The following is a 19705-nucleotide window of genomic DNA, read 5'->3' as shown; positions in this document are numbered from 1 at the left end:
GCGCTGTGCTGTCCGAGGCGACCGCGAAGGCGTCCGCCCGGAGAGTGATTTGTCCCGGAACGGAACACCTTTCAGTGGTTCCGCCCATTCTCGACCGACTCCGAGCAAGCGACGCACCGGATCGCATGGGCCGGAAACGAGACGGCGATTGCCCGGTCCCAGTGGCGCTGTCATGGAACCGGCGAAGGGGCTCGCAGGACGTCGGACGGAGAGCGGAATGAGAGCCGGTATGCGGGCCGAGACTTTGGAGGCTGGCGCGGTTGAGCGCGGGTCGGTCCCGTCCGGCGGCGATGGGACGTCGGTGCGGGCCACAGGGCCGGCGCTGACGGTGCTGTTGGGCCTCAGCCTGTCCCATCTGCTCAACGACCTCGTACAGTCGCTGCTGCCGGCCATCTATCCGCTGCTGAAGCAGAGCTTTCATCTCGATTTCGGACAGATCGGCCTCCTGACTCTGGCGTTCCAGGCGACCGCCTCGTTGCTCCAGCCCGCGATCGGCCTCTCGACCGATCGAAACCCGATGCCGTTCTCGCTGGCTGCCGGAATGGCGGTGTCGCTGGTGGGGTTGGGGCTGCTGTCTCTGGCACCGACCTATGCGGTGCTGCTCGCCGCTGCCGCGCTCATCGGGCTCGGCTCGGCGATCTTTCATCCCGAGGCGAGCCGGGTCGCTCGGCTCGCCTCGGGCGGACGCTACGGATTGGCGCAATCGGTGTTCCAGGTTGGCGGCAATGCCGGGACCGCGCTCGGTCCGCTGCTCGCGGCCTTCGTGGTGGTGCCGCACGGCCAGGGCAGCGTCGCGTGGTTCGGCCTCGCCGCCTTGTCGGGGATCGCCGTGCTCTCCGCCGTCGGCCGCTGGTATGCCGGCAGGCTTGCGGCGGCGCCGCGAACCCCGCGCGTCACCATCGGTTCCGACGCGGCGGGCCTGAGCCGGGCGCGGATCGTCGCCACCATCGCGATCCTGCTGGCTCTGATCTTCTCGAAGTTCTTCTATACCGCGAGTTTCTCGTCCTACTACACGTTCTACCTGATCCACCGCTTCGGTGTGCCGGTCGCCCAGTCGCAGCTCTACCTGTTCGTGTTCCTCGGATCGGTGGCGGCGGGTACGCTGCTCGGCGGGCCCATCGGCGACCGCTTCGGCCGCAAGCTGGTGATCTGGGTCTCGATTCTCGGCGTGCTGCCCTTCACCCTGGCGCTGCCGCACGTGAACCTGTTCTGGACGGTGGCGCTCTCGGTGCCGATCGGCCTGATCCTCGCCTCGGCGATGCCGGCGATCCTCGTCTATGCGCAGGATCTGCTTCCGGGGCGGGTCGGCCTCGTGGGCGGATTGTTCTTCGGCTTCGCCTTCGGCATGGGTGGCTTGGGCGCGGCTTTGCTCGGCGAACTCGCCGACCGCATCGGCATCGAGCAGGTCTACGCGCTCTGCGCCTATCTACCCCTGATCGGGCTCCTCGCCGTGATGCTGCCGCGGCTCAGATAGAGTGCCGGCTCCCGCGCGGAGGCGCGCATTGCGACGACGGGCAGGCCGACCGTCGCCCTGCGCGGGTCCGCGCGGACGTATGCGCGCCGCGGCGCGACGGGTCAGGCCGCCTGATCCGCCTCCGGCCGCGCGACCGTCTGGATCGTCTCGAAGCCTTCGAACTGGGGATGGCCGAGATAGAGCGGCTTGGTGCCCGGCACGCGACCATGGGCCTTGCGGAACTGTTCCGAGCGGGTCCAGGCCTCGAAATCGGCCCGCGAGCGCCAGATCGTGTGGGACGCGTAGAGGATGTGATCCTCGGCTTCCGGCCCTTTCAGAAGGTGGAATTCGACAAAGCCGTCCATCTCACCGAGATGGCTGTCGCGCCCCAGCCAGACCTGCTCGAAATCCTGCGCCGAATCCTTGACCACCTTGAAGCGGTTCATCGCGATGAACATGCCTGATCAGCTCCCGATCCGTTGTCGTACCAGGTCGGCGAAGCCGCCTCGCCGACGTTAATCCCACAATACGTAGTTTAGCCTGGGGGCAGAAGCCCATGTCCGGTCTGAGGGGTGGCGATGCATCGCCGCGCCCTGCGCAACAAGCTCGATACACGCGAAATCATGCAACGTCGCATGATTTCACTATAGGTACATTTCGTGAACGCAGAGGACGCGATTGCTGAAAACTCCCGTCCGACAGCAAAGAGGCTCTTGCATTCAACATGCATCTCATGGTGAAGCTGGAGAGAAGCTACCCCACAGCGATACAACTGTCTGCCGATGTCCAAGCCTGGGTTGTTTCAGGCAATCAGAACCAGGGCAAGACGTACGGATTCGCTGCAGGGATGCGAACGCGGCCGATCCGAGGTCCTTGGACCGGGCGCGATATCGTCAGTGGACCGTACCGTAAGATGATGCCGAAACAGACAACCGATGTTGACCGTCTCGTCGGACTCCGGATCACCGCGCTGCGGAAAGCACGGGGCCTGAGCCAGACCGCACTGGGAACCGCCGTCGGCGTGACCTTCCAGCAGGTTCAGAAGTACGAGAAAGGCCAGAACCGCGTCGGCGCCGGGCGCCTGCGCGAGATCGCCCGTCTCCTCGAAGTGCCGGTCTCGGCGTTCTTCGACGAGAATGACGGCCCCGCCTCCCAGGAACAGGCCGAGGTGTTCGGCTTCCTGCGCGCCCACGGCGCGGTGGACCTGCTGCGGGCGTTCGCCTCGATCGAGGACGATCAGCTCCGTCGCGAGGTCTTGGCGATCGTGCGCAGCGCGGCACGCCTCGATCGGAAGAAGGACGCGGCCCTCGACGCCTGAGGCGGTCGGTCCGGAGACAGGGTTTCTCGTGCGGATGGGCCCAAAGGCCGGGGACGCTCCCCGGCCTTTTCTTCGTTCGCCCGAATTCGCTCGCGACGGACGGCTCTAGGGTTCGTCCGTCTCGGCGATGAGGTGGAAGAAGCTTCCGGTCACGAGGCCCCGGCGGTGGCCGGCAAAGCCCAGGGGCGTGCCCTCCGCATCCGTCACCCGCGCCAGGGCATTGTCGGCATCGGGTGCCGGCGTCAGCTCGCTGGCATAGTGGAACTCGTGCCCGACAAGGCGCGTGCCCGCCGCACCCAGCAGCCCGGTCTCGACGAGCCGGGCCACCCGGTAGCCCAGATGGAGCCGCCGCTTCCCGTAGGACGTCGCTACCGGGAGCAGGCCCGCCATCGGATGGGTGACGCCGTCGGCATCCTCCAAGCTCTCCCCGAGCACCATGTAGCCGCCGCACTCCCCGTGCACGGGCCGCGTGTGCGCGAACCGGTTCAGCCCCTCGCGGAAGGTGTTCGCCGCCGCGAGACGCCCGGCATGCAGTTCGGGATAGCCGCCGGGGAGCCAGCAGGCGTCGCAGGAGGGGTCGGGCGCCTCATCGGCGAGGGGCGAGAACGGCACGATCTCGGCCCCGGCCGCGCGCCAACCCGCGAGCATGTGCGGGTAGAGGAACGAAAACGCCGCGTCCCGCGCCACCGCGATCCGTTGGGCCGGGGGGCGGGGGAGGGCGCCTCGGCCCGGCTGCGCCTGCCCACCGGCGGCGGCGACGATGGCGTCGAGATCGAGAGAGGCTTCCGCCAGATCCCCGAGGCGATCCAGGCGTGCCTCCAGATCGGCGGTCTCGCCGGCCTGGACGAGGCCCAGGTGACGCTCGGGCAGGACGAGACCGGCCTCGCGGGGGAAGGCGCCGAGCACCCGCATGCCGATCCGGCTAAGACCCGCCTCGACGAGGCGGCGATGGCGTGGGCTCGCCACCTTGTTCAGAACCACGCCCGCGACACGGATGCGGGGATCGTAGGCGGCGCAGCCGAGCGCCACCGCCGCCGCCGATTGCGCGGCGCCCGACACGTCGAGCACCAGCAGCACCGGCCAGCCGTAGCGCGCGGCGATGTCGGCATTGGCCCCCGTGCGACCTTCACCCGCGACGATCCCGTCATGCAGGCCCATCGAGCCCTCGGCGATCACCAGGGCGGCATCCCGGGCACTGAGCCCGGCGCAGGCATCGAGCAGGCCGTCCGGCATCGCGAAACTGTCGAGATTCAGGCTCGGATGGCCGGTCGCCGCCTCGTGAAAGGCCGGATCGATGTAATCCGGCCCGCATTTGGCGCCCCGCACGGCCACGCCCCGGCGGCGGAGCGCCCGCATCAGCGCGAGCGTCACCGTGGTCTTGCCCGAACCCGAGCGCGGTGCGGCGATCAGGAGACCGGGGGCGGTCATGGGGCGTCTCCCGGGGCGCCCACCGCACCGCGGGGCCGGAAGCGGCGATCGTAGTCTGGGGCGTAGAGGGCGCTCTCGCGGAAATCCGACGGATCGAGCGCCGGCCCGACCAGGATCAGGGCGGTGCGCTCGATCCGCTCGGCCCGCACTTGCTCGGGCAGAGAGGCCAATGGACCCGTCAGGACCCGCTCGTCGGGCCAAGTGGCGCGGAACACGATCGCGGCGGGGCAATCCGCCCCGTAGAAGGAAACGAGTTCCGCCGCGACCGCATCGACGACGTGGATCGACAGATGCAGCGCCAGCGTCGCACCGGTCGCCGCGAAGGCCGCCAACGTCTCGCGCTCGGGCATCGGGCTCGCCCGGCCGGACGTGCGGGTCAGCACGACGGATTGCACCAGCCCCGGCACGGTGAGTTCGCGCCGCAGAACCGCCGCCGCCGCGGCGAAGGAGGGGACGCCGGGGGTCACCGTGTAGGGGATGCCAAGGGCATCGAGCCGCCGGGTCTGCTCGGCGAGCGCGCTCCAGATCGACAGATCGCCCGAATGCAGCCGCGCCACGTCCCGGCCGCTCGCATGGGCCGCCGTGATCTCCGCCATGATCGCATCGAGATCGAGGGGGGCGGTGTCGACGATGCGAGCTCCCTCCGGACACCAGGACAGGATCTCGGGGGCGACCAGCGAACCGGCGTAGAGGCAGACCGGACAGGCGGCGACGAGATCGCGTCCGCGCACGGTGATGAGGTCGGCGGCACCCGGGCCGGCGCCGATGAAATGAATGGTCATGACGGCCCGCTTACAGCATCCGACCGGGCGTTGGGGAGGGCGGCACGGATGCCCCGTTCATTCGGAGCGCCGGGCCAGCGCGCAGGTCGCGCCCGCGCTGGCAATGCGGGCCAGGAGGAGGCGCGCCCTCGATCCGGCGCCGGCCAAGGCCGCCGCCTCGGCGACGGAGCCGATGCCCCGGCTCGCCACGATCCGGTCCGAGCGGGTCACGCCCGCCGGATCGGCCGCGGCGAGGGCTGCGGCGTCGAGACCGACCGGGATCAGATGAAAAACGGCCGCCGCCGCCCGCAGGTTCGGCTCGCCCGCCCGGTCGGCGGCGGTGGCGATGGCGGCGAGATCGTCCGGGGCGAGCCCGGCCTCGGCGAGGGCGCGGCGCAGCAGGGTGGCGATCTCGTCCGGCGGAGTGGCGGCGCGAAAGCCGATCCCGGCGACCACCCCGCTCACGGCTTGGTCCAGACCCATTGCGTGACCGGCATCGCCGGCCGCCAGCCGGTGAGGCCGCCGACCGGCGCGGCATGGGCGATCGACAATCGGCGCAGGCGCCCGCCGGCCTCCGCGTGGGCGGCGAGCAGGGCGGCTTCGCCCTCGAGCGTCACCGCGTTGGCGACGAGGCGGCCTGCCGCGGGCAGCCGGGCGCGGCAGGCGGCGAGCAGGCCCGGTTCCGCCACGCCGCCACCGACGAACACGGCCTGCGGCGGCGGCAGCTCGGTGAGCGTCGCTCCGCTGGCGCCGCGCATCACGACAACCCGGGTCGCGACGCCCAGAGCCCTGGCATTGCGTGCGATCCGGTCGGCCCGATCCTCGCGCCGCTCGACCGCGATGGCCCGGTTGGCCGGGTGGCGCAGGCACCACTCGATCGAGACCGAGCCCGCCCCGGCGCCGAGGTCCCAGAGAATCTCTCCCGCCCGCGGTCGTAGCGCCGCGAGCGTGACGGCGCGGATCTCGGCCTTCGTCAGTTGCCCGTCATTCTCGAACCACGCGTCGTCGAGGCCGGGACTCACGGGCACGATCCGGGCATCGGGTTGGGCGACCACCTCGATGGCCAGGGTGTTGAGCGGGTCGATCTCGGTCAGGGCAAAGCTTTCCGCGACGTCGCCGCGCAGGCGCTCGCGGGGGCCGCCCATCGCCTCCAGGACCGTCAGCTGGGACCCGCGCATTCCGCGCTCGGCCAGCAATCCAGCGACCGCGCCCGGCGTCGATCCGTCCCAGGACAGGGCCAGGATGCGCGCGCCCGGCTGGAGATGGGGGACGATTCCCAGGAGATCGCGGCCGTGCAAGGTCACGCAGGCCGTCTCGGGCAGCGACCAGCCGAGCCGGGCGGCGGCGAGGCTGAAGGCCGAGGGCTGCGGAAAAGCGCGGATCTCGCCGGCCGGGACCAGCCGGGCGATCTCGGCACCGATGCCGAAATGGAACGGATCCCCGGTCGCGAGCAGGCAGGTGGGCCGACCGCGCCGCGCCAGGATGTCCGGATAGGCGTCGCTGATCGGGCTTGGCCAGGGCCGGCCCTCGCCGGAGAGCGGAGCGGCGAGGGCGAGGTGGCGCCGGCCGCCATAGACGATGTCCGCCCCGTCGAGGGCGGCGGCGGCGGCGGGCGAGAGGCCGGCGCGGCCATCTTCACCCATGCCGACGATGGTGAGCCAAGGGGGGCGGCCGGGCTCGGGGGCGAGCGGTGCCGTCATGGCCGGGGCCGCCGCACGGGGATGGGCATCGCGGTAGTCTGTTCGCCTGAGGGCCTCCCGCCGTCCTTCTCAGGAGAGGGGGAGGTGGGACAAGATCGCTCTCCCTGCCTGCAACCGATCCGGCCCGTCAAATCGACTTATGACGAACCGCGGCGGCGGGCCGACTCCGTACTGGAGTCGGCCCGCGCTCGTGTCAGACCGCCGGCCGGGCGGCGAGCGGGGCGGCGACCGCCGGAACGGCCGGACCCTCGACGCCGAGATAGGCGCGACGGGCGGGCTTGAGGACGAACCACGCCAGGGCCGCCACGACGAGATCGAGGCCGATGGCGATGCCGAAGACCGGCACCCAGCTGCCCACGCTGTCGTGGATCAGCGCCGCGACCGGGCCGCCGAGCAGCGAGCCCACGCCCTGAGCCATGTAGAGGAAGCCGTAATTCGTCGTGGCGTGCTTGGTCCCGAACGTGTCGGTGAGGGTGGAGGGGAACAGCGAGAAGATCTCGCCCCAGGCGAAGAACACCAGCCCCGAGAGCAGGGCGAAGGCGTAGGCGTTCTCGCGGAACATCAGCAGCATGCAGATCGCCACCGCTTCGAGGGCGAAGGCGACCGCCATGGTGTTCTCGCGACCCACATGGTCCGACACCCAACCGAAGAACGGACGGGTCAGGCCGTTGGTGATGCGGTCGAAGGTCAGGGCGAAGGGCAGGGCGGCGAAGCCGAACACGATCGCGTCGGCCACGCCGAATTCCTTGGCGAAGGAGGCGAAGTTCGCCACCACCATCAGACCGCCGGTCGACATCATCGCCATCATGGCGAACATCAGCCAGAAGAGCGGGGTCTTCAGCATGACCGAGGGGGCCACGTCGCGGGCGGCGCTCGCGACCTTGTCGGCGGGGATGGCCGGAATCTCGCTGGGCTTGGGATTGCGCAGGCCGAGCGCGGCCACGACGCCGATGATGGCCATGATGGCGCCGAACACGAGGAGCGTGTGGCGGTAGCCGGAGGCGGCGATCATATCGGTGATCGGGAAGGTCGTGGCGATGGCGCCCATGCCGTAGCCCGCCGCGACGATGCCGGCGGCGAAGCCGCGCCGCTCGGGGAACCAGCGCACCACGAGGCCGACGACGCCGACATAGACGATGCCGGTGCCGAGCCCGCAGAGCAGGCCGTAGGTGGCGTAGAGGCCCCACAGGCTGTCGACCTTCGAGGCCGCGACCCAGCCAAGACCGGAGAGCGCCGCACCGAGCGCGATCATCACCTTCGCGCTGAAGCGCTCGATCAGCCAGCCCTGGACCGGCGAGAAGAACGTCTGGAGGACGATGAGCATCGTGAAGGCGACCTGCACCGCGGGCAGGCTTGCCCCGGTGGTCGCCTGGAACGGTTTGACGAACAGGGTCCAGACATATTGCGGGCTGGAGATCGTCATCATCACGATCAAGCCCAAAGCGAGCTGGATCCAGCGGGTCCGGTTGGAAATCGTATCCATCATTCACTCCTTGACGGCGCCGGCACTTCCGCAAGGGATGTGCCAATCCGTCGATGGAAGTGGATGGTCGGCGGCCCGCCGCTCCGTCGAGATGCGCGCCGCTCAGGGGTTGGCCGAAAGCGCCGGATCGGGCGATCAGGCCCGCGCCGAGACGAGCCAGCAGGCGGCGCCGAGTTCGACCGGTCCGTTCCCGGAGAGGCGCACGAACAGATCGGCGAGGGTGCGCAGGGCCGCGTCCTGCACGGTCTGGTCGCAACCCTGGAGCAGGCGGGCGACGGGACTGCGACGGACGGCGTATTCCGCAGCGGCCTCCGGCGTCGGCCCCATCGTCATCGGGTGATCGACCGCCGTGATGGCGCTGTCGCGGAAGCCCGCTTCCGCCAGGATCGCCTGGACGGTCTCCCGCAGGGCGAAGCGGAACGGGCCGGGCGCGTCCGGCGCCGGGGGCTCCGACTCGGGAACGAGGGGCATCACCGCCGCGCGGGGCAGGGCGACCCAGGCGTTCTCGGCCATCGCCCGCCAGCAGAGGAAGTGCAGGCGCCCACCCTCCACGAGGCTGGCTCGAATATTGGCGAAGGCGGCCGCGGAATCGTCGAAGAACATCACGCCGAAGCGCGACAGGGCATGATCGAACCGTTCTTCGAAGGGGTAACTCTGAACGTCCGCCTGCAGCCATTCGATCGGGGCGCCGCCGGTCGGCTCCGCCGCCTCCCGCGCCCGTGCGGCATCCAGGAGCGGCCCGGACACGTCGGCCGCCGTCACGCGACCCTCGCGCCCGACCTGTCGCGCGGCCAGGAGTGACGTCTCGCCCGCGCCGCAGCCGATATCGAGCACACGCTCGCCGGGAGCGAGACCGGCGGCCGCGAACAGGGCCTGGGTGAAGGGGGTGAAGGCGGTATCCAGCGCCGAGTGGTTGTCCGCCCAGCGCTGTCCGACCTCACCGTTCCAGTAATCGATCTGTGCCTGGTTGCCGGTCACCATGTCGTCCGTCCTGCCGTCGTCCAGGGTTCCGCCCTGGTTCCACCGAAGGGGGTGGCCCTTCGGATTCCGCTGTCGTCACAGACCCTCGGCGCCCCCGTCGGAGCGCGGGTCGTGGGTCGCCTCGATGCGGCCGTCCCGGGGATGGCGCACCAGCATGCCGGCATGGCCGAGCGAGTCGATGTACGCGCCGCCGAGCTCCTCGATGTCGTGGCCCATGTTCCGGAGCGCGGCGATGCAGGCGGGATCGAACCGATCCTCGACCTTCACCGAGAGCGATTCCGCCCCCCAGGTCCGGCCGTAGAGCAGGCGCGGGGCATCGACCGCATCGGCCACCGACATTCCGTAATCGGCGTAGCGGGAGAAGATCTGCGCCTGGAATTGCGGCTGCCCGTCCCCGCCCATGGAGCCGTAGGACATCACCCGGCCGTCGTCGAAGGCGGCCAGGGCCGGGATCAGGGTGTGGAACGGGCGGCGGCCCGGCTCCAGCGGATTGACGGCGTTCGCATCCAGGGAGAACGACATCCCCCGGTTCTGCCAGCAGATGCCGGTCGAGGGCAGCACGCAGCCCGAACCGTATTCCCAATAGACCGATTGGATGAAGGACACGGCGAGGCCGTCGCCGTCGATCGCCCCCATCCACACCGTGTCGCCCTCGCCGGAGCGCACGGGAATGCTCGCCGCGCGCTTCATGTCGATCAGGGCTGCTTCCCGGTCGAGACGGCGCGGGTCGAGGAAGACGGAGGGATCGCCCGCGAGGCGGTCGAAATCGGTCACGTATCGGTCGCGGATCGCGAAGGCCCGCTTCGTCGCCTCGATCAGCCCGTGGTAATGCGCCGTGCTCTCCGCCTGCCGCACGTTCAGCCGTTCGAAGATTCCGAGGATGATCAGGGCGGCGATGCCCTGGGTGGGCGGCGGGAAGTTGTGGAGCGTTGCGTCGCGGCGGCGCAGGGAGAGCGGCGCCCGTTCCCGTGCCTGGTAGGCCTGAAGATCGGCCCGGGTGACCGGCGCGCCCAGGCGTTCCAGGTCCGCGGCGATCTCGCGGGCGATGTCGCCACGGTAGAAGTCGGCGAGCCCGGCATGGGCCAGCTGCTCCAGCGTGTCGGCGAGTTTGGGCTGCCGCCGCACCGCGCCCGCGGCGTAAGGCTTGCCATCGTTCAGGTAGGTGGCGGCGAAATTTGGCGCATCGTGGAGCGTGTCGAGTTCCTTCGGCACGTAGCGCGCCTCCGAGGCCGAGACCGGACAGCCCTCGCGGGCGTGGCGGATCGCATCGCCGAGGATGGCGTCGAGGGGTAACCGCCCGCCGAAGGCGCGGGCCATGGCCAGCGCCAAGTCCCACCCGCCGACCGTGCCCGCCACCGTCACTGCCGCATCGGGCCCGCGGGAGGGGATCGCGTCGAGTTCCTTCTCCCGGTAGCGCGCTCGCGTGGCCAGCGCCCCCGCCGGTCCGCAGGCCTCGATGCCGCGGACGCGACCGCCCTTCTCGCGGATGAGCCAGAACCCGTCCCCGCCGATGCCGTTCATGTGCGGGTAGACCACCGCGATGGCGGCCGCCATGGCGACCATCGCCTCGATGGCATTGCCGCCTTGGGCCAGCACGCTCTGGCCGGCCTTGGCCGCGAGCGCGTGGGGTGCGGCGACGGCCGCGTGGGCGAAGACGGGGGTCTCTGGCATGAACGGAACTCGGTTTCCTGCGGATGATCGGGGCGCCCTAGGCAGGATCAGGACCATGCGCCGGCGCCGACGGCAACTGGGGCGGCGGCATCCGTGCCGCGCGCACGCCACGCATCGAGTGGCCGAATGCCCCGCGATCCCGACCCGCTCGCCCGAATGGTGCGGGAGAAGGTTCCGCCGGAGGCACAGCTTTTTCCGGATGTGGCGGAAAAGGGACTGTGCAGCCGTGGAGCAAATGACATGATGCAACGCGGCGAATCGGCGGACATCCAGTAATATGAAGCAGAATGAGCGGGCGCTTCTTCAGGAGCGCGTGAGAACACTTGTGTTGCGTCATGCGCTCGAAGCGGCGCTTCAGCGTGTTGCGGATCTCTCCGGCGCCATGGCCGAAGAAGACTTGATCAAGCTGGAACACGCCGTTGTCGGCGCCACCCGCCGGGTCGGCGAGATGCCGGGCGATGTTCGGCTGGCGACCCTGATTGCGGTCGAGGATGCGGTGACGGTCATCCGCGCGGCGTTCGATACGGTCCATCAGCGCATCGAGGCGGCCCCGGCTTCGGCGCTCGCCGCCTGACGACAGCGGGTCCCCCGCAACTTTCCGTCTTCCTCCTCGCCGCGGCGATTGAATTGCCGCGCCGTCATGGGCATATCGCCCCCGCTTTTTCGAGTGTCCCACGCGAAGCGCTCACCTGACCCGCCGTGCCTCGAGAGGGCGGCGGGGTGCCGGGCTCTCGGACCGGGTGCTTCGCGGGGACATGTCCAAACAGGGGAGGCATTGGCGTGAGTGAGACGGTGGAGCGGCACGAATTCGGTGCCGAAGTCGGGCGGCTGTTGGACCTTGTGGTCCACGCGCTCTATTCCGACCGCGAGATCTTCCTGCGCGAATTGGTGGCGAACGCCGCCGACGCGACGGACCGGCGGCGGTTCGAGGCTTTGACCAACGAAGCGTTGGCTCTGCCCGCCGATGCCAAGGTGCTGATCGCCCCCGACAAGGCGGCGCGCACCCTCACCATTTCCGATGCCGGCATCGGCATGGCGAAGGACGATCTTGCTCAAAATCTAGGCACCATCGCCCGCTCCGGCACCCGCGCCTTCTCGCAGGCTCTGGGCGAAGCCAAGGCCGGTGAAGAGAAGGCGACCGAGGGCGAGGACCTTCGCCCGAGCCTGATCGGCCAGTTCGGCGTCGGCTTCTACTCCGCCTTCATGGTTGCCGACCGCGTCACCGTCACCTCCCGCCGCGCCGGCACCGAAGAGGCCTGGACCTGGGCCTCCGACGGCAAGGGCAGCTACACCCTCGAACCCGCGAGCCGCGACCAGGCCGGTACCGACATCGTCCTCCATCTCAAGGACGACGCCGACGAGTACCTGGAGAGCTACCGGCTCGATCACGTGGTCCGCAAATGGGCCGACAACATCGCCGTTCCGATCGCGATCCGCGACGAGGAGGGCAAGGAAGAGACCGCCAATCGCGGCACCGCGCTCTGGCGCAAGCCCAAATCCGAGATCACGGACGAGCAGTACAAGGAGTTCTACCGCACCGTCAGCCACGGCTTCGACGAGCCGTGGGCGACCCTGCACTGGCGGGCGGAGGGCGCGCTCGAATTCACCGGCCTCCTGTTCGTGCCGAGCATGAAGCCGTTCATGGCAATGGAGGACGAACGCCGCTCCAAGGTGCGGCTGCACGTGCGGCGCATGTTCATCACCGACGAGGCCGAGCTGCTGCCGAACTGGCTGCGCTTCGTCCAGGGCGTGGTCGATACCGATGACCTCCCGCTCAACGTCTCGCGGGAGATGCTGCAATCGACGCCGACGCTGCAGAAGATCCGCCGTGCCGTCACCACCCGCGTCATCAACGAACTGACGAGTCGTTCCAAGAACACCGAGAAGGCGGAGGAGTACCAGAAATTCTTCGAGAATTTCGGTCCGATCCTCAAGGAAGGCATCTATGAGGATTTCGAGCGCCGCGCCGAGATCGCGCCGCTCCTGCGCTTCCGCTCGTCCACGGAAGACGGCTGGACCTCGCTGCCCGATTACGTGTCGCGGATGAAGCCGGAACAGGAGGCGATCTACTACCTCGTCGCCGACGACGTGGAGGCCCTGAAGAACTCGGCCCAGCTCGAGGGGTTTCGCGCCCGCGGCGTGGAGGTGCTGCTGCTGTCCGACCACGTCGACGCGTTCTGGCCGGAGCAACTCGGCAAGTTCGACGACAAGCCGCTGCGCTCGGTCACCCAGGGCGCGGCCGACCTGTCGAAGTTCAAGCCCGAGGGTGAGGCGGGCGAGATTCCGGCCGCGGACAAGCTGGTGGCCGCGCTCAAGCTGGCCCTCGGCGCCGACGTGTCGGATGTGCGCACGACCGACCGCCTCGTCGACAGCGCCGTGGTGCTCGCCGCTTCCGGCTCGGGGCCGGATCTCCAGATGCAGCGCCTGCTGCGCCGGGCCGGCCGCGGCTTCGGCGGTTCGGCACCGATCCTGGAGATCAACCCGCGCCATCCGCTGATCCGGTCGCTCGACGCCCGGGCCGAGGCCGGCGACGATCTCGCGTCCGAGGCCGGGACTCTGCTCGACCTCGCCCGCGTTCAGGACGGCGACACGCCGCGCGATCCGGTCGCCTTCGCCCGCGCGGTTGCGACCGCGCTCGCGGGGACGTCGGCGCCTTCGGCTTAAGATCCTCGGGCGACGGGAGGCGGATCAGATCCGCGTTCCGTCGTCCCTCGGCGGCGAGCCGCAGCGGAAGCGGGCGACCCGCCAGCGGTCGCCGTGGCTGTTCTGCCACGCTGCCATCTGCGGCTGGGCCACCGCGAGGCATTGCTGCGGGGTGACGATATCCTCTTTGAAGCGGTGCACCCGCATCACGCAATGGGTCGGGTTGGAAACCATGCAGGTCAGGAAGTAGAGGCCGTAGAGCATGCGATGAGGCTCCGTGACGTCGTGAGCATCGCCTCCCGGGCCGTTTCTTGATCGTTTGCCGAGCAAGCACATCGCAATCGGCGTGCCGAAGGTTCCCGTGAGCCGGGTACGAAATGCGGGAGAGCTCTGCCGTTGTTGCAGGGCAACAGCGGGGCGCGGGCCCGTGTTGACAGCGCGGCCGCATCCGCGTCACGACCACTCCATGTCCGCCCTTCCGCTCACCGATCCGCAGACCACCCGCCGCGACAAGCGCATCGTCTGGGGCATCGTCGGCCTCATCGCGGCGACCGTGCTGATCGGTACGTTCGGACCTGCCCGGACGAAGCCTCCTGCCCTTGCCCCCGCCGAGGATCCGGCCTGCGCCGAGTGGGGCGATGGCTGCAAGGTCTGCCGCCGTCTCGAGAGCGGGTTCGCCTGTTCGCTGCCGGGGATCGCCTGCACGCCGGGCGCCATGGCCTGCCTGCGCGGCACCGGAGAGCCGTGAGCCGACCGGTCCTGCGCTTCGCGCCGAGCCCGAACGGACGGCTGCATCTCGGCCACGCCTTCTCCGCCCTTACCAACGCCCGCATCGCCGCGCGCCTGGACGGTCGGCTCCTCCTGCGCATCGAGGATATCGATCTCGGCCGCAGCCGCCCGGAATTCGTGCAGGGTATTCTCGACGACCTCGCTTGGCTCGGGCTCCGGTTCGAAACCCCGGTTCGCCGTCAGTCCGAGCATTTCGCGGATTACGTGGCCGCCCGGGCCCGCCTCTCCGCGCGCGGTCTGATCTATCCGTGCTTCTGCTCCCGGGGCCGCATCGCCGCGGAGGTGGCCGAGCGGAGGGCGAGAGGGGAGGGGGGGCGATGCGACCCCGATGGGGCGCCGCTCTATCCCGGCACGTGTCGCGCGTTACCCCGCGGCGCGACCGAGGCCCGGATCGAGGCGGGCGAGCCGCATACGTGGCGCCTCGACATGGCGGCGGCTTGCCGGGACATCCCCGGCACCCTCGTCATCCGCCGGTTCGCCCCCGACGGTTCCGAGGAGCGAGTGTGGGCTGATCCGGCCCGGTGGGGCGATGCGGTCATCGCCCGCCGCGACGTGCCGACGAGCTACCATCTCGCGGTGGTCTGCGACGACGCCCTGCAGGGGATCACCCACGTGGTGCGCGGCCAGGATCTGGAGGCGGCGACCGACCTGCATGTGCTGTTGCAGCACCTGCTCGGCCTGCCGAGCCCGGCCTATCATCATCATCCGCTGATCCGTGACGAGGGCGGCGAGAAGCTCGCCAAGTCGAAGGGTTCGCAGTCGCTGGCCGATCTGCGTGGCCAAGGAATTTCGACCAATACCGTTCTCGAAACTCTTGGATTTAAGATCCACCACTTCGCTTGATGTTTCTACTCTATTGCGTGGCAATTTAAATTGAATATCGTTGCTGTTTGTATAAGATTATTGATTATGAAATTGGTTGTATGGCTGTTGATTTTGGCAGGATTGTCTTCTGGTGTCCTGGCCGCAGAAGAAGATTGGATGCGGTCGGAGCCCAATGCCCAGGAATTGGCCGCGATCGAGTCCTGCCTGAAAAAGGAGATCGGGGTCGTAAAGCGACGACGGTGCATCGGTCTGGTTGTCGACCCATGCCGTGCCACGCAGGACGGTGCCACGACGCTCGGCAGAAACGCCTGTATCGGCCGCGAAGGCGGGATCTGGGACACGATCCTCAATCGTCAGTACCGTCAGCTATCGGCCGCCTTGGACGACGAGGGCAGAGCGGATTTGAAGAAGGCCCAGCAGGCTTGGTTGCACTTCCGGAAACACGCCTGCGGTTGGTCGTATCACGTCTACCGAGGTGGCTCTTTCGGCGGAGCGCTCTCCGGCGAATGTGACATGGACAAGATCGCCATCAGAGCGATCGATCTCATGGAGATTTTCGACAACATCCAGTGACGGAAAGGCGTGCAGCCAGGGTCGGCTACCGCATCGCGTCGCGCTGGGCCATCGCGGTGGCCGATTTCGACTTCTGCATCGTCCCCTCGATCTGGTCGCGCTGACGCTTGAACTCGGCGAGCAGCCGTCCGTCGAGTTCGCGCCCGCGCGGCACGCGGATCTTCATGGGATCGACGAAGTGGCCGTTGATGATCACCTCATAGTGGAGGTGGGCGCCGGTAGAGAGGCCGGTCGAGCCGACATAGCCGACCACCTGGCCCTGCCGCACCCGTGCCCCCGCCGAAACGCCGCGGGCGAACCGAGACATGTGATTGTAGGTCGTGACGTAGCCGTTGATGTGCTGGATCTCGACCCGGCGGCCGTAGCCGGAATCCCATTCCGCCTTGATCACGGTGCCGTTGCCCGCCGCCACGATCGGCGTGCCGATGGGGTTGGCCCAATCGACGCCGGTATGGAGCTTGGCGTAGCCGAGGATCGGGTGGCGCCGGTAGCCGAAGCCCGAGCGCATGATGCCGTCGGCGATGGGCTTGCGGATCAGGAACTTCTTCAACGACCGCCCCTGGTCGTCGAGATAGTCGATCGAGCCGTCGTCCGGGGACTGGAACCGGTAGACCTTGCGCCATTCTCCGCCGAGATTCAGCGCGGCGTAGAGCAGTTCCGGCCGGTCGGCGGCGGCGGGGCCGGCATCCTCGTCGTAAGTGTAGAACAGGTCGAGCCCGTCCCCGGCCGAGATGCGGCGCTGGAAGTCGATATCGTAGCTGAACACCCGGACGATATCCTCGACGGTGGGGCGCGGTACGTCGTGGCGCGCGGCCGTCTCGTAGAGGCTCTGGTAGAGCCGCGGTCCGGTGCCCTCGTCCTCCTCGTCGTCGCCGTCCTGCGTGTCGGCCTGGGCCGGCTGGGTCCGGGCCTTGGTCTCGTCGACCGGGGGCGCCACCGGGACGAAGCCGCCGCGGTCGTTGATCGCGGCGATCGCCTGCACACCGCTCTCGCCATAGAGGACGACCCGCGTCACCTGCCGCCCGTCTCCCGGCTTCGGCCCCGGCGCGACCTGGACGCGGAACTGCTGCCCCTCCGACAGGCCCGACACCTTGGCCTTGCCGCCCAGCGCAGCGACGATGCCGGCGATGGCCGCGTCCGAGGCGTGGCCGGTCGCCTTGAGCATCGCCTCGACGGTGTCGCCGCGCTTCAGGGCGAGATCGCGTTCCTCCACCAGCGGCGCCTCGCCGGAGCGCAACTCGACCTTGGCGAGCTTGGTGACGTTCTCGGGGACGACCAGGACCTCGATCGACTTGAACGGGCTGCCGTCCTCCCCGCTCTTCTTGTCGTCGAAGCCGGGGAAGGCCGAGCCCTGCCGCAGGGTGCGCGAGAGCATGATCTGCGGCGCCAGAGGCAGGGCGGTGCGCCGGCCGGCTTCCGCGGTGAGGCGGCGCTCTTCCTCGACCTGGGCCGTCACGTCCTCGTCGGAGAGGGCGGGCGCGTTCGGATCGAGGGCAACATCGCCGAGATCGCGCTTGATGACGCTGACCTCGGCACCCGGCGCGTCCGCCGTGCCGGGATCGGGGGCGCGCTCCTGCGGCTCGTCGGAGACGAACTTCATCGGATCGAAGCGCGGCACGTCGGCGGCGAACACGCCCGTCTGCATCGACAGCGTCGAGGCGATCCGCACGAACGGCTTCACCTTGATGATCTCGCGGTCGCCGAGCCGCACCGTCACCGGGGCACGAAAGCTCTGCTTGGCCGAAGCGATCATCAGGTTGCGCACCAACCGGTCACCCTTGTGCGCAAGGGCGATCGCGGCCTCCTCGGCCGGTTGGGGGCGGGCGATCTGCGCCGGTTTGTCGGAGATCGCCGCGAGCGACACGTCGCCCTGAAGCGAGACGTGGATCGCGGCGCCGATCAGGAGCGCCCCAGTGATCCCCGTGAGCGCGCTGGCGCAGAGCCAACGCAGGTTGACGTCGCGCCGATCGATCTGGGGAGCATGGGCGCCGAGGAGGTTGAGCGGCGGCTCGACACCGCGCGGCAGGTTGCCCGAGCGCCTCTGCACTCCGGATGCACCACCGATCTTCAGCCGCTCGCGCGTCACGGGCTTCCTCTGCATCGGCGCTCGGGACCGGATGTCTGGATCCGGTCCGGCCAAGATCGGCGTCAGGCTTACCAGAAACGCCTGGACCCGGCGACCTGCACCGGGGAGGCTGGGATGTCCGGGTCCAGCATGTCCAGATTGAGGCGGACGCGGCGATGCGCGCCCGATCCTCGCGGGCGAGGACCTGCCGCCCCGTCACACCGCCGTGATCCAGTTGTGGTGAGGTGCGGAACTTTTTCGTTTTTTTAGATTGACGGGCCCCAATGGCTCCCGTAAACGCTCCCTCACCGACGGGGCGCGGCGGTCCACCTTCTCTGGTGGTTCGGGGCTCCTGAGGGTTTCGGGACTGTTTGAGCGGCACGGCTGATCCGGGCGACTGGATCGGGCGATCGCCCACCGAGGCCGTGTGGAAACGCAGATCCCTCGGGATCGGGGCGAGCGCACCGAGTGGCGCCGGAGATCGAGCTGCTTGGCCTCAGGTCCGGATGGCCGCCAGCAGCGGGCGGACCCCGAAGATCTGGATCATCCGCTTCATGTTGTAGGCCAGAACCTGCAGGCTCATCTCGGTCCTGACCTTGGCCAAGGTCCGGGTCAGGAAGTGGGTGGCGCCCATCCAGTCCTTCAGCGTGCCAAACGGGTGCTCCACGGTCTGGCGACGGATCTTCATCGCGTCCGGCATCCGGTCGAGCCGCGCCTGCATCGCGTCGAGCACGCCCTCGTGCACCCAGCGCTTGACCCGCCGCGTCTCCGTTGGCGTGCAGCGCGGCTTGAGCGGGCAGTCGAGGCAGGCTGTGAGGTTGCGATAGTGATCCATCGCGTCGCCCTCGCTCCGGCGATCGGACCGAGCGGCCCCCTTGGTCAGGTGCTGGCCGGCGGGACAGGTGTAGTGGTCATGTTCGGCATCGTAGACGAAGTCCTGGCCGGTGAAGAGGCCGCGCTTGGCGTGGCCCGAGGTCAGGGTCTTGGGCACGCACGGCAGCACGCCGGTGCCCTCGCAGGCCAGTACCTGCTCCCCGTTGAGGTAACCCCGGTCGGCCAGCACCGTGAGCGTGGCGCATCCGGTCGCCTCCTGCGCCAGGAGCCCCATCGGCGCGAGCTGCGCCCGGTCGCTGCCGACGTTGGTCACTTCGTGGGCCACGATCAGGTGATGCTCGGCATCGACCGCGGCCTGGACGTTGTAACCGACCATGCCGGTGCCCTTGCCGCTGGTCGCCATCGAGCGCGCGTCGGGGTCGGTCAGGGAGACCTGGCCGTCAGGGGCGGCCTCGACCTGCCGGCCCATCGCCTGGAGGACCTGCATCTGCTCGCGCAGGCCCGCGATCTTCTCGTTGAGCCGCGTCGTGCGCGCCTCGGCGATGTCGCTCGGCTCGCGGTCGGCCCGGTCCAGCGCCGCGAGGTAGCGGCCGATGCTCGCCTCGACCTGCGCCAGCCGGGCTTCGACCTTGGCGGCGGTGAAGTTCTTGTCGCGGTTGTTGACCGCCTTGAACTTGCTGCCGTCGATCGCGACGACCGCCTTGCTGAACAGGTTCAGCCGGCGGCACAGCACCACGAACTGCGCGCAGGCGGCCTGGATGGCCGGGCCGTTGTCCTTGCGGAAGTCGGCCAGCGTCTTGAAGTCGGGCATCAGCCGGCCGGTGAGCCAGATCAACTCGTTGTTGCGCTGGCTCTCGCGTTCGAGGCGCCGGCTCGACGGGACGCGGTTGAGGTAGCCGTAGAGGTAGATCTTGAGCAGCGTCGCCGGATGGTAGGCGGGCCGCCCCGTCGCCTCCGGCATCGCACCCGCGAAGCCGAGCGCGCCCAGATCGAGCTCATCGACGAACACTTCGACGAGGCGAACCGGGTTGTCGGCGGCGATGTAGTCGTCCAGGCAGTCGGGAAGGAGCGTGATCTGCTGACGATCCTCGCCTGCAATGAAGCGCTTCATCCCGACCTCCTCAGATCGGAAACTACTCTACCAGATCAGGGCGTTTTCACACAGCCTGCACCCTTAGCGG

The 19705-nt window shown here is 69.1% G+C and carries 18 protein-coding genes; 7 read left to right on the top strand and 11 right to left on the bottom strand.

All coding sequences use genetic code 11. The features are described from left to right. The first annotated feature begins 217 nt into the window (after positions 1–217). Positions 218–1474, top strand: a complete 1257-nt coding sequence (locus OWC43_RS02705) for an MFS transporter (protein WP_393955625.1) — start codon at positions 218–220, stop codon at positions 1472–1474. Positions 1475–1575: 101 nt separating this feature from the next. Here OWC43_RS02705 and OWC43_RS02700 read toward each other — a convergent pair whose 3' ends face one another. Beyond that, positions 1576–1911, bottom strand: coding sequence for an antibiotic biosynthesis monooxygenase (locus OWC43_RS02700; RefSeq protein WP_137828719.1), 336 nt, complete (start codon positions 1909–1911; stop codon positions 1576–1578). A gap of 455 nt (positions 1912–2366) precedes the next feature. Here OWC43_RS02700 and OWC43_RS02695 point away from each other — a divergent pair, with 455 nt between their 5' ends. Next, positions 2367–2771, top strand: coding sequence for a helix-turn-helix domain-containing protein (locus tag OWC43_RS02695; RefSeq protein ID WP_137828805.1), 405 nt, complete (start codon positions 2367–2369; stop codon positions 2769–2771). Positions 2772–2876: 105 nt separating this feature from the next. On the opposite strand, the gene OWC43_RS02690 is transcribed toward OWC43_RS02695, so the two are convergent. From OWC43_RS02690 to OWC43_RS02660, 7 genes are all read right to left on the bottom strand, one after another. Then, positions 2877–4199 (bottom strand): cobyrinate a,c-diamide synthase, encoded by a 1323-nt coding sequence (locus OWC43_RS02690; RefSeq protein WP_393955624.1) that lies wholly within the window; start codon positions 4197–4199, stop codon positions 2877–2879. Next, positions 4196–4981 carry a precorrin-4 C(11)-methyltransferase gene (cobM, locus tag OWC43_RS02685; protein WP_393955623.1) on the bottom strand — a complete coding sequence of 262 codons (786 nt, stop codon included), beginning with the start codon at positions 4979–4981 and terminating at the stop codon, positions 4196–4198. Before cobM ends, OWC43_RS02690 begins: the two co-directional genes overlap by 4 nt. 57 nt (positions 4982–5038) lie before the next feature. Next, positions 5039–5443: a cobalamin biosynthesis protein gene (locus OWC43_RS02680; RefSeq protein WP_393955622.1), complete on the bottom strand. Its 405-nt coding sequence runs from the start codon at positions 5441–5443 to the stop codon at positions 5039–5041. After that, positions 5422–6660: a precorrin-6y C5,15-methyltransferase (decarboxylating) subunit CbiE gene (gene cbiE, locus OWC43_RS02675; RefSeq protein WP_393955621.1), complete on the bottom strand. Its 1239-nt coding sequence runs from the start codon at positions 6658–6660 to the stop codon at positions 5422–5424. Before cbiE ends, OWC43_RS02680 begins: the two co-directional genes overlap by 22 nt. 193 nt (positions 6661–6853) lie before the next feature. Beyond that, complete coding sequence (gene oxlT, locus OWC43_RS02670; protein WP_393955620.1) at positions 6854–8143, bottom strand: oxalate/formate MFS antiporter; 1290 nt, start codon at positions 8141–8143, stop codon at positions 6854–6856. Between the two features lie 135 nt (positions 8144–8278). Further along, a complete protein-coding gene (locus tag OWC43_RS02665; RefSeq protein WP_393955619.1) occupies positions 8279–9124 on the bottom strand; it encodes a class I SAM-dependent methyltransferase in 846 nt (281 codons plus the stop codon). A 75-nt stretch (positions 9125–9199) separates the two neighbouring features. Beyond that, a complete protein-coding gene (locus OWC43_RS02660) occupies positions 9200–10795 on the bottom strand; it encodes a gamma-glutamyltransferase family protein (RefSeq protein WP_393955618.1) in 1596 nt (531 codons plus the stop codon). A gap of 277 nt (positions 10796–11072) precedes the next feature. On the opposite strand from OWC43_RS02660, the gene OWC43_RS02655 reads away from it, so the two are divergent. After that, positions 11073–11369, top strand: a complete 297-nt coding sequence (locus tag OWC43_RS02655) for a hypothetical protein (protein ID WP_137828711.1) — start codon at positions 11073–11075, stop codon at positions 11367–11369. 206 nt (positions 11370–11575) lie between these two features. Further along, entirely contained in the window at positions 11576–13459 is a 1884-nt protein-coding gene (gene htpG / locus OWC43_RS02650) for a molecular chaperone HtpG (RefSeq protein WP_393955617.1), read from the top strand. A gap of 24 nt (positions 13460–13483) precedes the next feature. Here the strand turns inward: htpG and OWC43_RS02645 are convergent, their stop codons facing one another. Next, positions 13484–13702: a hypothetical protein gene (locus OWC43_RS02645; protein WP_393955616.1), complete on the bottom strand. Its 219-nt coding sequence runs from the start codon at positions 13700–13702 to the stop codon at positions 13484–13486. Between the two features lie 202 nt (positions 13703–13904). Between OWC43_RS02645 and OWC43_RS02640 the strand changes: the two genes are divergently transcribed. From OWC43_RS02640 to OWC43_RS02630, 3 genes are all read left to right on the top strand, one after another. Then, on the top strand, positions 13905–14186 hold the full coding sequence (locus OWC43_RS02640) for a hypothetical protein (protein WP_137828708.1): 282 nt from the start codon (positions 13905–13907) through the stop codon (positions 14184–14186). After that, entirely contained in the window at positions 14183–15070 is an 888-nt protein-coding gene (gene gluQRS / locus OWC43_RS02635) for a tRNA glutamyl-Q(34) synthetase GluQRS (RefSeq protein WP_393955615.1), read from the top strand. The genes OWC43_RS02640 and gluQRS overlap by 4 nt, the downstream gene beginning before the upstream one ends. A 66-nt stretch (positions 15071–15136) precedes the next feature. Further along, positions 15137–15625, top strand: a complete 489-nt coding sequence (locus OWC43_RS02630) for a lysozyme inhibitor LprI family protein (protein WP_393955614.1) — start codon at positions 15137–15139, stop codon at positions 15623–15625. A gap of 25 nt (positions 15626–15650) precedes the next feature. On the opposite strand, the gene OWC43_RS02625 is transcribed toward OWC43_RS02630, so the two are convergent. Together OWC43_RS02625 and OWC43_RS02620 are read right to left on the bottom strand one after the other, a co-directional pair. Then, positions 15651–17711: a M23 family metallopeptidase gene (locus tag OWC43_RS02625; RefSeq protein ID WP_393958476.1), complete on the bottom strand. Its 2061-nt coding sequence runs from the start codon at positions 17709–17711 to the stop codon at positions 15651–15653. Between the two features lie 475 nt (positions 17712–18186). Then, positions 18187–19635 (bottom strand): IS1182 family transposase, encoded by a 1449-nt coding sequence (locus OWC43_RS02620; RefSeq protein ID WP_393955613.1) that lies wholly within the window; start codon positions 19633–19635, stop codon positions 18187–18189. Between the last annotated feature and the right edge of the window lie 70 nt (positions 19636–19705).

Origin of the sequence: Methylorubrum sp. POS3 (assembly GCF_043352485.1) — a bacterium.
GTDB lineage: Bacteria > Pseudomonadota > Alphaproteobacteria > Rhizobiales > Beijerinckiaceae > Methylobacterium > Methylobacterium suomiense.
This window is presented reverse-complemented; position numbering and strand designations above follow the sequence as displayed.